Here is a 16,396-nt window from a genome sequence, read left to right on the forward strand (position 1 = left end):
CTCACAGGGAACCATAGACGGGAATTGCCGCCCCGCGCAAGTCTTTCGCCCCTTCCCCTGCCAGAAAACAGATCACCTCGGCTAGAGATTGGGGACTTACCCAGTCCTTGGCATTTGCCTCTCCCATCGCTTCCCGGTTGCCCGGAGTATCGATAATGCTGGGCAAAACCACGTTAGCGGTAATATTAGTCTGTTTGGTTTCTTCTGCGATCGCTTGAGTTAAAGCCACTACCGCCGCTTTCGAGGCACAATAGGCGGCCAAATTTGCCCCCGGTTGTACGGCACCACGAGAACCGATAGTGACGATACGACCATAATTATGAAGTTTCATCGAGCGTAAACAGTGTTTACACAGTAAAAAAGTGCTATGGAGGTTTAAATCGAACATTTTTAGCCAATCTTCATAACTAAACTCCTCCGTCGCCCCCATGGTAAAACCCCCGACTAGATGAATTAAGACATCGACCCGACCGAGATCATCAATTAATCTAGCCACGGCAGTTTCTTGGGTTAAATCCACCCTGACAAAGCGAATACGCTCAAATTCCGCCGCACTCAGCCGAGATTTCAGACGACCTACCTCCCTTTCCTCCCGATAGGTCATGGTTAGATGACCGCCATGGTGTAAAACCGCCGGAGTGACTCCTAAACCCAGTCCTCCCGTACCGCCGGTCAGCAATACCCGTTTATCTTTCATATTGATTGATATATAATCGATCGCTCCAATTATAGATGATTTAACCGGGCAATTAGGCAATATTACAGCCTTTCTCGCCGGGCTAGGATTCCTTCATCGCTTGTTTTTTCTCCGCCTTGAGGTCGCGACTGCTGGCGGCGGCAATTTCCGCATCCATCAGGGTGCGTCCGGTGGCCGCCAGATAGACATCATCGAGACTAGGACGGGATTGGGCCATGCTGAACACGGGTAATCCCGATTCGGCTAGGGTTTGTTCAATTTTGCTTAAAGGATTGCTATTGGCCGCCACGATGAGATTCAGGGAGTTACCCTGGACGGTATTAACGATCACTTCCTCGACAAAAGGCAGACGGGATAATAACTCTTTCGCTTTTAGGGCTTCTTCCTCTGGGGAAAATTCTCGCACTTTTAGGGTAATGCGATCGCCGCCCAGTTGCTCCTTCAGTTGTGAGGGGGTACCGCGAGCGATGACGATACCATTGTCGATAATTGCCAAGTTATCGGCCAAGGCGTCAATTTCTTCGAGATAATGGCTGGTAATTAACACACTGGTTCCGGCCGCCCGCAATTGTCGCAGAAAATCCCAGACAATCAAACGACTTTCGATATCGAGTCCCACAGTCGGTTCATCCAGCACCAAAACTTCCGGCTGATGCAGTAATCCCGCCGCTAAATCCAGCCGTTTTTTGATGCCGCCGGAATAGGTTCCTGTTTTTTTGTCGGCGTATTCCTCTAATCCTAAAAGATTTATTAATTCTTTGATGCGCTCTCTTGACTTTTGAGCAGGAATGTGATAGATAGCCGCTTGTAGTTGCAACAGTTCCCGGCCCGTGAGCATTTTATCAAGGGCGACTTCTTGGGCAACGTAACCCAGGCGTTTACGGGCGGATTTGGGGTTATTCAGGGCATCGACACCCCCCACCTCGATTTTGCCGCCATCGGGTTTAGCAAGGGTACAAAGACAGCGAATCGTGGTGGTTTTCCCCGCACCATTGGGACCGAGTAAACCGAAGATTTCTGCCGCTGCCACGGTAAAGGAGATATCTTTAACCGCTGCTGTCTGACCGTAGGATTTTTTTAACTTTTCGATCGCCACCGCAAGGGTCATAAGCTGATTTTCGCCCACTTGAGCGAGACAATTTTTTTGTTAACTTTCTCGGTCTATTTTAACCCAGATTCCCCACTGCAAAATCTGGTATTGTAAATCTGACCTCCTCACCGCGCTCTCCGTGGCGGTGATGACTGGCAGCTCAAACGGGCTTAAATAAACGATCTTCGCCTAGGTTGATGCTCGATCGAGACGCTTACCATCTCTAAATTTTCTAGAACTATCGTTTAGTTCTCACGGACAATTCTAGTAGATAGTTTCTGCAAGAAATCAGGCTGATTGTCTTTAATCTTGGCCTAGATTTGAGCTAGTTTTCCAGATTTCTGCCTTCTTTGGCTCGCTTTTTTCGGTCTATCATCTTTTATTTGTGCTTTTTTACAGCCTTTCTCCTAAAATTGACTCCTAGCTCCTGACTCCTGACTCACTAAAACGACAACTTCGCATCTCACCATTAAGATAGCTGCTGTAACACTTATAGAAAACACTGTCCCATAGACAATTATTTTTAGTCTATGATACAATCAGAACACTTCGCTTGTCATATTAGGTTAGGCGAGAATGAAAATTAGCACTAAAGGTATTTATGAATAAAAGCTACGTTATTTGGAACAATAAAGGCGGAGTTGGCAAAAGCACTATTACTTTTCACGTTGCATCTATGTATGCAGAAGAAAACTTAGATCGAAATGTTGTAGTTATAGATATGTGTCCACAAGCAAATTCCTCGGTAATGCTTATGGGCGGTGGAATGAAAGCTGAAAACTATCTTCAAGAGCTAATTATTAAAGAGACTCCTAGAACCGTAGTTGGCTATTTGACAGATAGTGCTTTAAAGAAAGATACAAGTGATGCTAATCGATACTTGCTTCAATTAAAAGCAATTAATGATAATTTGTCACCAAATATTTTTTTAATGTGTGGTGATGGAAATCTTGAGTTAATTGCGCCTCTTTTAGCAGACAGAGCAAACACAGTACCCCTATCAAGTGCAGATTCTCCCTGGGTTGAAATACATTCTATTATGAAGAACTTTACAGAACGCTCTATTTTTGGTAAGCCCACTACATTTTTTATTGATACTAATCCTAGTTTTTCAATTTATACACAAATTGCAATTTTATCAGGACAGAAACTATTGATTCCTATAAATGCTGATGATTCTTCAATTTATGCCATATCTGGGTTGTTTAATCTAGTTTGGGGAACAGAAAAAGAACATCCCGTATATGGTAATTATACATTTGCCAATAAAGTTCATAAGTATGGGCTAGAGAGACCCAAAATCGCCTTGCTTTTGGGAAATAGATTTACTCAGAAAAGTGGTACCGCCCACGCTTTTAAAGCATTGTCAGAAGAGGCTGTCAGAAAAATGTTTTCAGAGTATCAAAGAAATAAATGTCGTTTTGTTGATGGGGACAAATACAACTATGATGAAGCACAGTTTGAAAAAGCATATAACTATGAAATAAGAGATTTTAATAGTGCTGGAGTAGTATCCGCCAATCAAGGATTACCCTTGAGCAAAATGTTAGATACACCTCATTATTTAGTTTATAAAGAAGATATACAGGTCTCGAAAGACCAGAGAACAAAATGCCATAGTGTGATTAAAAAACTTGTCGCAAGATTATAAAATTTGATTGCACCACAAAATACGAACAAAAATTACAGAACTATGAAAAATAATCGAATCTTCTGGCTCTTCGGTTTGTGTTATGCAATAGACGGGGGTTATAAGGAATGAAACCCTTATAGAGACAGACATTACCGCAATTTTTGTCAATTATTTTCGATCTAGAGCGAACTAATCAATTAAATCCCTTGCCAGATAAGGATTTAGTCGATTTATGCCCCCCTATCGAACCATACCAAGTCCCGAAGAGCCAATCTTCTCTTGATTAATACTTGGCTAATTTATTACTGACGATGTAGATAGTTTCAAAAATAATGCAATCGCTCTACATTAGCTCTACATTTTTGTTACACTGAACTCCATCTAACAGATCGATGCTAGATAACAGGAAAGCGATCAAGAAAACTTGATCGCTTTCGTCTAGTTCAAAATCCTCATCAGCAGCGAAAACGGCTTGATATTAAATATAAATCTCAAGACAAAACTTGATCAAAAATCATAGTTATCTTGACATGATATCCTTATCAAACTAAGGGATTATTCCCTGAAAAACTGGCAACTTTTTTGACTATAATAACGACAAGATTATCGGTATAGTTTTAAACTATCCTAGGATAAGCCCTATCTCGATCGCAATATATATTTATGAAATTTAGTGAAATTGCCCAAAAATTAAGTCCTTTAGTACAATCCCAGAGTTTGACCGCCTATCCCGACAGAAATCCCCAAATTAAAGCCATAACTCCCATCGAAACCGCCCTAGTCGATACCATTAGCTATATCGAAGGGGGAAAATTTGCTTCCTTTGTCGCCAAAACTGACGCTACTGCCCTAATTCTGCCCCTGGATAGCAATTTACAACAACAGGCCGACGAACGCGGCATCGCTTGGTTAGCTAGTGCCAATCCCCGACTTTTATTCGCCCACGCCATCAAATTATTCTATCAACCCTTTCAGCCCCAACCCTACATTCACGCCACCGCCGTGGTGCATCCATCGGCTAAAATCGGCCATAAAGTCGCCATCGGGGCCCATGCCGTGGTAGAAGCCAATGTCACCCTCGGTGATGGTGTTTGCATTCATCCTAACGCCGTTATTTACCCCGGGGTGCATATTGGTGATCGCACAATTCTCCACGCTAACTGTACCATCCATGAACGGGTACAAATCGGCAATGATTGCGTTATCCACAGTGGCGCCGTTATCGGTGCTGAGGGCTTCGGTTTTGTGCCGGTTCCCGAAGGCTGGTTTAAGATGGAACAATCCGGTATCGTGGTCTTAGAAGATGGGGTAGAAATTGGCTGTAATAGCACCGTTGATCGCCCGGCAGTGGGAGAAACCCGCATCGGTAGCCAGACTAAGATCGATAATCTCGTCCATATTGCCCATAATTGCCAAATTGGCCAAGCTTGCGCCCTAGCAGGACAGGTGGGCATGGCAGGAGGCGTAAAATTGGGCAATCGCGTTATTTTAGCAGGACAGGTGGGCATTGCCAATCAAGCAGCGATCGGGGATGGTGCGATCGCAACCGCCCAAACTGGCATTCACAACGATATCGGGGCAGGAGAAGTGGTTTCTGGCTCTCCCGCTATGCCGCATAAACTATTCCTCAAGGTAGCAGCCGCTTACAAGCGTTTACCCGAAATCTATCAAGCGGTTAAGCAGTTGAAAAAATAGCCCTATTCAGGGGACAGGAGACAGGAGACAGGAGACAGGAGATTATTTTTATTTATTCTCCCTTCTCCCCACTTCCCCACTTCCCCACTTCCCCACACCCCACTTCCGTTACAGTAGAGCAGGAAGTCGCCTTCCCACCCCCTGCTTCAAAACCGGACTTACGACTTTCGCCGTATCCGGCTCCTGAGTAACTAGGCTACTGTCATTAGTAGAATAATAATGGGAATTATTATTTCCTTGTCTATTCAACCCTCTTGGCTGTATCCCCACCAGACAAGATTGTTGGTTTTAGGGCGTATATGACCGTTGATTGTTGCTTAGACTTCCTAGTTACCCGTCCTTTGTCAGCATATCTTTGATATTACTCAAAGCCTTGGCTTTTAAGGACATCCTCTCCCTCTATTGACTTGCGGATGGTTTCCTACTGCCCCAAACGGGCAGAGTCAATCAGGGTTACTTCGTTCCCTATAACCATTGGTTGAACCATTAGGATGATACTGTCCACAACAGAGTAACGGGAATGCCTTACTGATAGTGGTATGAGCTATCAGCCCCAACTCTGTTAACTTTTGTTTCGAGCCTGTCAGCCTTTTGGCTCGTGGGTGTTGACGATGGTTAATTCGTATCTTCGCCCCAGGGCTATCCATAGGTTCTGGCTCAACGGGTTTCTGATTTAGGCTATCAGATACCGCTTTTTTTCCTCGCTCACTACCTCAGATGTACCAAGTCTAAAGCAGCAGGAAATGCCGTCACTCTAGGCATCTAGAGGACAGGACTAAGGTTATTACTAACCCGCACCTGTAGGGTTATAAAGTTATCAAGGTACTACATTTACCAAGCGGCTAATCCTCTAAACGTCTTACTGTCTAGTTTCTAGCCAACGAATCGCACCACACCCCACACCCCACTTCCCACACCCCACACCCTACACCCCACACCCCACACCCCGATCAAAGTGACTCGCAAAAGCAAGGGCGCTATCGCCGCAGGACATCCAAAAACTGCCGAAGCTGGACAATTAATCTTAGAAATGGGCGGAAATGCCTTCGATGCGATAGTTGGCTCGATTTTAGCGGCTTTCGTGGTCGAATTCACCCTCGCTTCGGCGGGGGGCGGCGGTTTTTTACTAGCACATACCAAAGAAAAAGTCAATACCCTTTTTGATTTTTTTTGTCAAACTCCAAAATATAAAAAACCCTTGACAAATATCGACTTTTACCCAGTGGCGATCGATTTTGGTGGTGCTAGTCAAGATTTTCACATTGGCCGAGGTGCGATCGCTACGACTGGGGCGTTACGGGGATTGGAAACAGTGCAGAAAAAACTGGGAAAATTGCCCTTTGCCGTGGTAGCGGAACCAGCGATCGAATATGCTCGACAAGGCTACATTTTGAGCCAATATAACGGCTTTTGCCTGGGTTTACTCGCTTCGATCCTGCTCAAAGATAGAGAGGGCTTAAAAGTCTATGCTCCCCAAGGAAAACTCCTCCAAGCTGGCGATCGCTGTGTGATGAGGGATTTTGCCAACAGCTTAGAGGAATTAAGCAAAAAAGGCGTAAAAGACTTTTATGAGGGAGAAATCGCCCACCAAATCGCCAAGGATATGCAGGAGGGTGGTTATCTCACCCTAGAGGATTTAAATCATTACCAAGTCCTTGAGAGAAAACCCCTAAAAACCGAATATCGGGGTTACGAAATACTGACTAATCCGCCTCCTAGTTCTGGGGGAATTCTCCTAGCTTTTGCCCTAAAATTACTAGAAGCAGTTAATTTATCGGCTTTAGAGCATCTAGGAGCCAAACATCTGCAAATTTTAACGGAGGTGATGGCCTTAACCAATCAAGCGCGCGCCCAAGGCTACGATAATTTTATCCATCAGGAGGGAATCGAAGAGCAATTCCTCTCGTCGGAATTTTTAGGCAAATATCCCAATAAATGGGGCAGTACCACCCATATTAGTGTTATCGATGGGGAAGGTAATGCCGCCAGTGCCACCTTTTCCAACGGGGAAGGATCAGCTTATACCGTGCCGGGGACGGGAATTATGCTCAATAATATGATCGGGGAAGCGGACTTAAATCCCTTTGGTTTTCACAATTGGCCGGTTGATCGTCGTTTATCCTCAATGATGTCCCCGACGATGATTTTAGAGGAAGGAAAGCCGCGATTTGTTCTCGGTTCTGGGGGTTCCAATCGCATTCGCACCGCTATTTTGCAGGTTATTAGCAATTTAATCGATTTTCGGCAATCTTTAGCTGATGCGATCGCTGCCTCGCGCATACATTGGGAAAATCAACAATTAGGAATTGAACCTTTAGAAGATCGGGAAAATATGCTCAAAAATCTGGTTTTACCCGCAAATACTCAAGTATCCCGTTGGCAAGAACAAAATATGTTTTTTGGGGGTGTGCATGGGGTGGCAGTGAATGATCGGGGGGAATTAACCGCTACGGGCGATCCGCGTCGGGATGGAGTAGGATTAGTGATTAGGGATTTTTAGGTAATGGGTACAACTTGCAGGCGTAACCCAAGTGCTGGCAAAACCTTAAGAACTGTAGCAAACTCTGGATTACCCTGATTCGACAAAGATTTATAGAGACTCTCCCGTCCCAAACCCGTCTCACGAGCAATATCGCCTAATGCTGCCACTACTAAGCTAGGATCGCCCTCTTCGAGGGCAGCTTCCAGATAAGCGGCGATATTTTCTTTTGTTTTCAAATGATCTGCTGCATCCCAAGGATAAGTCTGAATTGTAGCCATAGAGAACCTCCTATAAGTATTGGGCTAAATCTAATGCTGTTCTAATGTCCCGTTCAAAATCAATCGAATCTTATTTTAGCTGGTGCTTAAAAGACGGTGGCTTTCATGCTCCCGTGTTACTATCGGTAATTAGTAATCGGCCAACATAGTGGTGTGAGCTTATTTACTTCTTATCGTTTACTGTTTACTTTCGAGATACTCATGTTGCTCTTGCGTTATGGTATTACCGTGAGTGCGGTGCTTGGGTTGATTTTCTTGGCTGAATCCTCGGTTAAGGCACAAACTCAGTCCGCTGCCGATTTATTGAAGAAACCGCAACCTACTGCCAATCCAGTTTCTCAATTACCCGGTCCATCGGCGGCACCGGCAACCACGGAAGCGGATCCCAAAGCCCCTAATTATCTTAATCCTAGTGGCAATCCCCTAATTTTTCCCACCAAACCGGATGAGGTGAATATTAGGGTAGTACAACCGCTCACCTTAAATCAAGCGATCGAATTAGCTTTAAAAAATAATCAGACCTTACAGACCGCCCGGATTAATTTGGAAATCGCTCGCGCCCAATTAAAGGAACAACAGGCGGCTTTATTGCCCACTGCCCAGGCGGAAACCAGTCTCACTCAAGATCAATCGGCAGCTGCCCAAAGACAGAATAATTTGGCTCGTCAACAGGGCATCCCAGCAGTTACACCCGAGGATAGTACCAACCTTCAGGGTAGTGTTCAGATCGTCTATGGGGTTTATACAGGGGGTGAACGGGCAGCCCAGATCAAAAGGGCCGAAAAAGTGATCCGGCAACAGGAATTAGAGGTGGAACGAGTCTCGGAACAAACTCGTTTTGATGCCACCGATGCCTATTATGAATTACAAAGGGGTGACGCTCAGGTAGCGATCGCCCAAGCCTCGATCGAAGATGCTAGTCAAAGTTTACGGGATGCTCAATTATTGGAGCAAGCGGGACTAGGAACCCGATTTGCTGTCCTACAGGCGGAAGTTGACCTAGCCAACGCTAACCAAGACTTAACCCGGGCGATTTCTAACCAGCGTATTTCCCGACGGCGACTGGCACAGATATTAAGTGTCGGTCAGCACATCGAGTTAACCGCTGCCGATGAGATTCGCGAGGCGGGAACTTGGGGCTTGAGTCTTGATGATAGTATCGTTTTGGCCTACAAAAATCGCGCAGAATTAGAACAACAACTCTTACAACGGGAAATTAGCGCAGAAGACCGCTCGATCGCCATTTCGGCGGTGATTCCCCAAGTGGACCTTCTGGGCGAGTATAATGTCCTCAACGATCTCAGTGATGAAGCTGGTTTTGGCGATGGTTTTAGGGTCGGTGGCCGGATTCGTTGGACTTTCTTTGATGGTGGTCGTGCTTTTGCTCGCGCTCGTCAAGCGGAAAGAAATATCGATCGCGCCGATACGGAATTTTCAACCCGTCGCAATGAAATTCGCCTTCAAGTGGAGGAATCCTACTATAGTTTGATTTCTAACCAAGAAAACATCAAAACTTCGCAAAAAAGCATTGAATCCGCCACGGAAAGTCTGCGATTAGCCCGTTTACGCTTTCAGGCGGGTGTGGGAACCCAAACGGATGTGATCAACTCCCAACGGGATTTAACCGATGCCAGAAGCCGTTATCTACAGGCGATCGTCGATTACAATAGATCCTTGAATAGTCTCCAGCGAGCGATTAGTAATTTACCGGATAATCGTTTGTTTGAAGTGCGTTAATTGTGGGATTTATCGCGGTGTGGTGTGGGGGGAGATAGCCAAATCTCCCCTATTTTAACGAGTTTGGATAATTCTAATCTGTTGTTCCCGCAATTGCTGCAGGGTGGGAGTTTCCTGTAGCTCTTGCACCTGCGGACGCAGATTATTACAACGAGAGGAATTAATGCTACCGCATTGATTTTCGATCGTGTTCTGTCGCCGCTGCTCGATTTGGGGACTGGTGCGAAAGTTTAATTGCTGATTGTATTGGGGATATTTTTGGTAAGCGCAGGATTCAGCCCCCGCTAAACAACGCTCACTGATAGGCAATTGGGCCAAGACTAGGTTGCCGCTAACGCAAACCCAACCCAGACCCAGAAACAAACCTGATAATAAAGAATTTTTAGTGATCATCGCCAATATACCTCGGTGATCAAAAAATGTAGTCTCAGCATTGGCGGCCATGACGGTAATTACCCGGCAGACTCTCGATCGTGATTCCACCTCTTTTATTCTAGTCAATTTTTCTCGCCCCGCCCACGATAGCTGAAAACAGCCCATTGCCAGCTTAAGATCACTGGGTTAGGCGATCGTTCCCGTCAGGGGGGAACTAGGACTAGCATAGGACTTAATCGGCATTCTTCCCGCTAAATAGGCTAAACGTCCCGCTTTTGCCGCCATTGCCATGGCTTGGGCCATCATAGCCGGATTGGCCGCCATAGCGATCGCACTGTTAATTAATAAAGCATCCGCACCCATTTCCATGGCCCGGGCCGCTTCTGAGGGTGTACCGATCCCGGCATCTACCACCACGGGAATTTGGGCCGATTCGATGATAATCGCGATATTTGCCTCATTTTTAAGGCCCTGTCCCGACCCGATCGGCGATCCCAGCGGCATAACCGTGGCGCAGCCAGCCTCCTCTAAACGTTTGGCCAAGAGAGGATCGGCGTTAATATAGGGCAGTACGGCAAAACCTTCTTTAACTAATTGTTCGGCCGCTTGCAAAGTTCCGATCGGATCGGGTAATAAATATTTAGGATCGGGAATAACTTCGAGTTTAATAAAGTTATTGTCTTCCTGTCCCAATAATTTGGCCATTTCTCGCCCTAAACGGGCCACCCGAATCGCTTCTTCGGCCGTTTGACAACCAGCAGTGTTGGGTAACATCCAGATTTTCGACCAATCGATCGCCGCTGCTAATCCCTCATGGCCGGGTGCGTTCGTTTGTACTCGTCTAACGGCGACGGTGACGATCTGACATTCACTGGCAGTAATACTTTCCTGCATAGTGGTCAGATTGGCATATTTGCCAGTCCCAGTCATCAAGCGGGAGTGAAAGGTTTTCCCTGCAATGGTGAGGCGATCATTCTGGGGCGATAAAAGTGCTTGGGGTTTATTCTCAATAATAGTTAAGGACATAGGTGGAATAGTAAGGGGTGATGGTCGCTTAAAGCGATCGCAGCTAAAATGGGTCAAAATGGGATTAACTTTGTCATTAATCACCAGGTCAGCGATTAAGGAAGCAGTGACAGGGGCGAGTAAAATGCCATTGCGATAGTGACCGGTGGCTAAAATCAGGTTATCACAGCTACTGCGGCCTAAAATGGGTAATTCATCCGCTGTACCCGGACGGAATCCCCACCACATTTCCTCGATTTCCCAGTCAGCTAAAGGGGGATAGAGACGGGTGGCCCGCTCAAAAAGGGTTTGTAGTCCTTGGGGTGTATTACCCGTTTGCCAGGCCACTTTTTCGGAAGTGGCCCCGATAATTAAACGACCATTGCGACGGGGAACTAGATAGGTTTGCGGACCGAATAAAACCCTAGCTAAGGTCTGGTTAGGGGGCATTTTTACTGCGGCCATTTGACCTTTGACGGGATGGATAGGGAGGGGTAAAAGTTGACTCGTCCAGGCTCCCGCCGCTAAAATGTAAATTTTTGCTTCTAATTCCCCAATTGAGGTATAAATACTCTTGACTTTTCCCTGCTTTTGCTGTATGGCGTGGACTTCTATGCCTTGGCGAATTTCTACCCCTAAATTTTCGGCCGCTTGTTGCAGCCCAGTCACTAGCTGCCGGTTGTCCACTTGTCCATCGTCAGGATACCACCAACCACCGACCACATCTTTACCTAGTCCGGGTTGGTAGAGGTGAACTGCATTGCTGTCTAACCAAATTTTATTAACTTCCTCGGTAGTAAAAGGCTGATCTAGCTCGTAAACGGGAGCAAGAATACCACAGGGATAGTAGCCGCTGTTTATTCCCGTTAAATCCTCGATTTTGCGGCTCCACTCTGGATATAGCCAGCGCGATTGTAAACAAAGATCGAGAAACGGACCCGGGGGAATCCCCTCCGCATGGGGGGCCAACATTCCCGCAGCCGCACGACTAGCGGCCTGAGCTATATCTCGAACTAGGAGGGTAACTTTTGCCCCGCGCAATTGCAAATCGACGGCGATCGCTAATCCGATGATACCACCGCCCACGATCAAAATTTCGCTAGTTGAGTTCTTGACCCTCCCATGGCTAAAAGCGAGGGATTCTTGGTTCAACGACATGGCTTAAAAATCTAAAGGAAATGTAACCTTGATCCTAACTCGCAATTAGTCAGCCGAGAGGAGGGAGAAGTGAGGCTACTGGCATAATTTAAGATTAAGATGATTTTTAGTCAATCTTTTCTAAGCTTCCCTTTTTCTTTAGAGCATTATGACTTCCCCTGCTGTCGATCGAGTTTATCAAGGTCAATTCGGAGAGTTTACGATTACGGATAGCGATCGCCTAGGGGTGCGTCTCTACCGTCTGGGTTTAAATTTAGCGGCTTTTAGTTTCGCTGTCGCTACAATTATAGTTCTCACCCGACCGCAATTACTGCCCCTGACTAACCTTTTATACATGGGTTTTTGTCTGGGGTTAGGCATCAGTTTATTGACTATCCATATTTATTTAATTCCCCTCCATCGTCTCCTGCAAGTTTTTTGGCTAATTGGGGCGATTACTTCCCTAATTTTCAGCCTCTATTCTCACCTTTCTCCCCTAGAATTTGTCTATAACCATCCGGTGAGTTTATTCGGTGTGGGCTTTATTTTTGCTAGTCTCACGGGGATTTATTTCAAAGAAGCTTTTTGTTTTAATCGTCTAGAAACCAAGTTTTTAACCCCTCTAGTTCCCACCCTTTTACTCGGTCATCTTTTGGGGATATTGCCCTTAAATTGGGAAAAGGGGCTATTAATTCTCTGGGCGACTTTATTCTTGATCTTTGCTCTGAGAAAGTTAAGCCAACCTCTCCCCAACGATATCGGTGATAAATCAGTCTTTGAACATCTTAACCATTGATGAACTGATAACTGTCTCGGAGTCTCGGAGTCTCAACTAAGTAGGGAGGCACAATTATAGCGTTTACTGTTCGCAAGAGGTACATTATCGATGTTGAAAAGCTTAATTAGCAAAGGTTTAACTGTGCCACACAGGTGTGAGAACCGCTATATTTGTAGGATGGGTTAGCGGTAGCGTAAACTATGCGGGCGTTGGGTTTCATGCTTCAACCCAACCTACGTTCTACCTCAAAATCGGTAAAACCCTACACCCCACACCCCACACCCTGCCCCCACGACAAACTTTTTCAGCAAACCCTACCTATCTGGGGGCCTCTATGGTAGCGGGATTAGCGGTATTGGGAGTCTTGCTGGTGAACATTTGTATCAGACTAAAACCGACAAAAGCGAGTAAGGCTATGCCACCGATAGTAGCAACAATTTTACCCACGAGATTTTCTGTGCGGGGTTCTTCGGGGGCATCCTCGTTGGGATCCTCCGAATGGGCAAAACGATTGTAGAGGAAATCGAGGGCTTCATTGCGGAGTTCGTAGTAACGGGGATCCTCGGTGATTTGGGAACGAACCCGGGGACGAGCAAAAGGCATCTTTAACACCTCACCGATTTTAGCGCTCGGGCCGTTGGTCATCATCACCAAGCGATCGCACAAGAACAAAGCCTCATCGATATCGTGGGTAATCATCAACACAGTTAACTGGTGTTCTTGCCAGATTTTCAGCAATTCTTCCTGTAATTCCTCTTTGGTGATCGCATCTAAGGCCCCAAAGGGTTCATCGAGGATGAGGACTTGGGGACGAATGGCCAGGGCGCGGGCGATCGCAACCCGTTGTTTCATGCCTCCCGATAATTGGGGGGGTTTTTTCTGGGCTGCTTCTGTCAATCCCACTAGGGATAGATTTTCTTCCACGATCCTCACCTTCTCAGCGTGAGATTTTTGGGGATAAACCGAACTAACCCCGATATAAACGTTCTCAAAGGCAGTTTTCCAGGGCAAAAGCGAATAATTTTGGAATACCATCATCCGGTCCGGTCCCGGTTCCTTAACCTCTTTATCCTGTAGCAGCACTTGCCCACGACTAGGAGAAGAAAACCCCGCCACCATATTTAAAAGAGTCGATTTACCGCAGCCGGAGTGACCGATAATGCAGACAAATTCCCCCTCATTGACTTGCAGCTCCACACCGTCTAAAACGGTGTAAACCCCTTCGGGAGAGGGGTATTCTTTGGCAACATTACTAACTAATAAAAAAGGCTGGGTGGTGGTGCTGGAATTCACGGTCTTATCGGTAAAAGTTTGCATATTCGTCCTAGATTTATTTTAAGGTGGGCTTTGCCCACCACAACCATTAATTAGCGACGGGATCATCGAGGAGAACTTCCGAGACGCGATAATCGCGACGGATCGAAAAACGTTCCAGATAGCCGATCGGATCGTCGGGATTGAAAATAAGATGATCAAAGAGGGCAAAACTGTGGCGATTGGGTTCCAAATCGGGAAGGCCCAGGGACCTGCAAGCTTCGCCAAATAGATCGGGACGACGGACGCGTTCAATCACTTCCACCCAGTTGCGAGGGAAAGGCGCGTAACCCCAACGGGCAAGCTGAGTAAGGGTCCATAGGGCCTCACTTCGGCCCGGACAGTTAGCTTGATCGACGTAAAACTGATTAAATCGGAATAGGGGTTCGGGGGCAGTTCCTAAACCGCGATCATAACCATCGAGGAAACCGGGGCGGATAATTGCCCTATCCACACCCACATACTGGGGCTGACTGAGAATATTAACGATATGTTCTCGATTACGCTGATCATCGCAGTATTCGCAGGCTTTAATTAAAGCTTTCACCATGGCGATATGGGTTTCGGGATGTTTCGCTGCCCAAGTTTCCTTGACTCCGAGGACTTTTTCCTGGTGTCCGGGCCAAATATCAAGATCGGTGGCGATAACGTAGCCTAATTTTTCGTGAACGGCGTAGGAGTTCCAGGGTTCCCCCACACAATAACCGTCGATCTTACCCGCTTTTAGTAGGGAAACCATCTGAGGCGGCGGAATTACGGCTAAATTCACATCACTATCGGGATCGATGCCGCCACTAGCTAACCAGTAGCGTAACAGTAGATTGTGCATGGAAGCAGGGTGAACCATGCCGAAAGTGGCGATTTTATCGGGACTTTGCTGGAGGGCATCCTTTAAGTCCTCGAGTTTTTCTACCCCCAATTCCCTGTATTTATTGCTGAGGGTGATGGCGTTACCGTTGCGACTGAGTACCAAAGCGCTAATCACGGGGACAGAGGGCTTATTGCCGGCCCCAATGGTCATGCTCAGGGGCATTCCCGCCACCATCTGGGCCGCATCGAGACGACCGGTGGCCACTCCTTGGGCGAGTGCTTTCCAGTTGGGTTCCCGTTGCAGGATAACATCCTCTAATCCTTCCTCGGCGAAGAAACCTTTCTCTTTGGCAATAATAATCGGGGCGCAATCGGTGAGGGGGATAAAACCGATGGTAGGATTGGTTTTCAGTCGGGTAGCTTGGCCGATCACTGTTACTGGTTCGCTGGGTTGGCCGACTTTCTTCGATCGCTTCTGTTGGTTGAGGAAATAAACGATCTCGTTACGGAGGGAGTAGTAACTGGGGTGGTTAACTACTTCTAAACGATGCCGGGGCCGGGGAATGGGAACATCGAGAATCTGACCGATATGGGCCTCCGGACCGGTGGTTAACATCACCACTCGATCGGATAGTAATAGGGCTTCATCCACATCGTGCGTGACCATGATACAGGTAACGTGGCTTTCCTCGACGATTTCCATCAAACGTTCCTGTAAATTGCCTCTGGTTAACGCATCCAGCGCCCCAAAGGGTTCATCGAGTAGCAGAACTTTTGGCCGTAGGGCTAAAGCGCGGGCGATCGCTACCCGTTGTTTCATGCCTCCCGATAATTCTCCCGGTCGTTTGTTGGCCGCATGGCGCAGGTGTACCATATCGATACTATGTTCGATGACACTTTTGCGTTCAGCAGCCGGCAGATGACGCAGCACACGGTTAACTCCTAGGGCGATATTTTCCCGGACGGTTAACCACGGCAGCAGCGAATAATTCTGGAACACCACCATGCGATCGGGACCGGGACCTTTAATTTCTTTTCCCTCTAAAATTACCCCTCCCACCGTCGGGCGATCGAGTCCAGCGACCATATTTAAGAGGGTGGATTTCCCGCAACCGGAGTGACCGATTAAAGAGATAAATTCCCCTTGAGTAACGCTGAGATCGATATTTTTCAGGGCAATATATTGACGGCCATCGGGCAGAGGGAAAACCTTATCAATGTGATCGACTTCAATAAATGCAGACATTTTCAGTTATCAGTTATTAGTTATCAGTTATCAGTTATCAGATGTGAGTTTTTAGTTTACTGTTTACTGTTTACTTAAAAAGCTCCCCACACCCCACACCCCACACCCCACACCCTGCC

Annotated in this window: 13 protein-coding genes; 6 read left to right on the forward strand and 7 right to left on the reverse strand. The window is 46.7% G+C overall.

The window, feature by feature from the left end; translation table 11 throughout:
* Position 1: 1 nt before the first annotated feature.
* Together fabG and MAE_RS06455 are read right to left on the reverse strand one after the other, a co-directional pair.
* The gene (gene fabG / locus MAE_RS06450) at positions 2-697 is read right to left on the reverse strand and encodes a 3-oxoacyl-ACP reductase FabG (protein WP_002798601.1); all 696 of its coding nucleotides are present in this window, start codon (positions 695-697) and stop codon (positions 2-4) included.
* A gap of 82 nt (positions 698-779) precedes the next feature.
* On the reverse strand, positions 780-1,805 hold the full coding sequence (locus MAE_RS06455) for an ABC transporter ATP-binding protein (protein ID WP_012264858.1): 1,026 nt from the start codon (positions 1,803-1,805) through the stop codon (positions 780-782).
* Positions 1,806-2,388: 583 nt separating this feature from the next.
* Between MAE_RS06455 and MAE_RS06460 the strand changes: the two genes are divergently transcribed.
* The 4 genes from MAE_RS06460 (at position 2,389) to ggt (ending at position 7,615) form a co-directional block, all read left to right on the forward strand.
* Positions 2,389-3,438, forward strand: a complete 1,050-nt coding sequence (locus MAE_RS06460; RefSeq protein WP_012264859.1) for a ParA family protein — start codon at positions 2,389-2,391, stop codon at positions 3,436-3,438.
* Positions 3,439-3,581: 143 nt separating this feature from the next.
* On the forward strand, positions 3,582-3,707 hold the full coding sequence (locus tag MAE_RS35615) for a hypothetical protein (RefSeq protein ID WP_269453971.1): 126 nt from the start codon (positions 3,582-3,584) through the stop codon (positions 3,705-3,707).
* Positions 3,708-4,083: 376 nt separating this feature from the next.
* Complete coding sequence (gene lpxD, locus MAE_RS06465; RefSeq protein ID WP_002798603.1) at positions 4,084-5,115, forward strand: UDP-3-O-(3-hydroxymyristoyl)glucosamine N-acyltransferase; 1,032 nt, start codon at positions 4,084-4,086, stop codon at positions 5,113-5,115.
* A gap of 955 nt (positions 5,116-6,070) precedes the next feature.
* Entirely contained in the window at positions 6,071-7,615 is a 1,545-nt protein-coding gene (gene ggt, locus MAE_RS06470; RefSeq protein ID WP_002798604.1) for a gamma-glutamyltransferase, read from the forward strand.
* Here the strand turns inward: ggt and MAE_RS06475 are convergent.
* Complete coding sequence (locus MAE_RS06475) at positions 7,612-7,875, reverse strand: addiction module antidote protein (RefSeq protein WP_012264861.1); 264 nt, start codon at positions 7,873-7,875, stop codon at positions 7,612-7,614. The genes ggt and MAE_RS06475 overlap by 4 nt on opposite strands.
* A 201-nt stretch (positions 7,876-8,076) precedes the next feature.
* Between MAE_RS06475 and MAE_RS06480 the strand changes: the two genes are divergently transcribed.
* Positions 8,077-9,612, forward strand: coding sequence for a TolC family protein (locus MAE_RS06480; RefSeq protein ID WP_012264862.1), 1,536 nt, complete (start codon positions 8,077-8,079; stop codon positions 9,610-9,612).
* Positions 9,613-9,666: 54 nt separating this feature from the next.
* Here the strand turns inward: MAE_RS06480 and MAE_RS06485 are convergent, their stop codons facing one another.
* Both MAE_RS06485 and thiO read right to left on the reverse strand, forming a co-directional pair.
* Entirely contained in the window at positions 9,667-10,113 is a 447-nt protein-coding gene (locus tag MAE_RS06485; RefSeq protein ID WP_231859735.1) for a hypothetical protein, read from the reverse strand.
* Between the two features lie 60 nt (positions 10,114-10,173).
* Positions 10,174-12,150 (reverse strand): glycine oxidase ThiO, encoded by a 1,977-nt coding sequence (gene thiO / locus MAE_RS35620; RefSeq protein WP_012264864.1) that lies wholly within the window; start codon positions 12,148-12,150, stop codon positions 10,174-10,176.
* Between the two features lie 148 nt (positions 12,151-12,298).
* Here thiO and MAE_RS06495 point away from each other — a divergent pair, with 148 nt between their 5' ends.
* A complete protein-coding gene (locus tag MAE_RS06495) occupies positions 12,299-12,925 on the forward strand; it encodes a DUF2301 domain-containing membrane protein (protein WP_002798611.1) in 627 nt (208 codons plus the stop codon).
* Between the two features lie 300 nt (positions 12,926-13,225).
* Here the strand turns inward: MAE_RS06495 and MAE_RS06500 are convergent, their stop codons facing one another.
* Both MAE_RS06500 and MAE_RS06505 read right to left on the reverse strand, forming a co-directional pair.
* Positions 13,226-14,224, reverse strand: coding sequence for an ABC transporter ATP-binding protein (locus MAE_RS06500; protein WP_002798612.1), 999 nt, complete (start codon positions 14,222-14,224; stop codon positions 13,226-13,228).
* Positions 14,225-14,270: 46 nt separating this feature from the next.
* Positions 14,271-16,277, reverse strand: a complete 2,007-nt coding sequence (locus MAE_RS06505; RefSeq protein WP_012264865.1) for a nitrate ABC transporter ATP-binding protein — start codon at positions 16,275-16,277, stop codon at positions 14,271-14,273.
* Between the last annotated feature and the right edge of the window lie 119 nt (positions 16,278-16,396).

This window comes from Microcystis aeruginosa NIES-843 (assembly GCF_000010625.1).
Lineage (GTDB): Bacteria > Cyanobacteriota > Cyanobacteriia > Cyanobacteriales > Microcystaceae > Microcystis > Microcystis aeruginosa.

Excerpts from the sequence above, each read along its gene's own strand:
- fabG (WP_002798601.1), bottom strand. The coding sequence starts at position 697 with ATGAAAGATAAACGGGTATTGCTGACCGGCGGTACGGGAGGACTGGGT.
- MAE_RS06455 (WP_012264858.1), bottom strand. The coding sequence starts at position 1,805 with ATGACCCTTGCGGTGGCGATCGAAAAGTTAAAAAAATCCTACGGTCAG.
- MAE_RS06460 (WP_012264859.1), top strand. The coding sequence starts at position 2,389 with ATGAATAAAAGCTACGTTATTTGGAACAATAAAGGCGGAGTTGGCAAA.
- lpxD (WP_002798603.1), top strand. The coding sequence starts at position 4,084 with ATGAAATTTAGTGAAATTGCCCAAAAATTAAGTCCTTTAGTACAATCC.
- MAE_RS06475 (WP_012264861.1), bottom strand. The coding sequence starts at position 7,875 with ATGGCTACAATTCAGACTTATCCTTGGGATGCAGCAGATCATTTGAAA.
- MAE_RS06480 (WP_012264862.1), top strand. The coding sequence starts at position 8,077 with ATGTTGCTCTTGCGTTATGGTATTACCGTGAGTGCGGTGCTTGGGTTG.
- thiO (WP_012264864.1), bottom strand. The coding sequence starts at position 12,150 with ATGTCGTTGAACCAAGAATCCCTCGCTTTTAGCCATGGGAGGGTCAAG.
- MAE_RS06495 (WP_002798611.1), top strand. The coding sequence starts at position 12,299 with ATGACTTCCCCTGCTGTCGATCGAGTTTATCAAGGTCAATTCGGAGAG.
- MAE_RS06500 (WP_002798612.1), bottom strand. The coding sequence starts at position 14,224 with ATGCAAACTTTTACCGATAAGACCGTGAATTCCAGCACCACCACCCAG.
- MAE_RS06505 (WP_012264865.1), bottom strand. The coding sequence starts at position 16,277 with ATGTCTGCATTTATTGAAGTCGATCACATTGATAAGGTTTTCCCTCTG.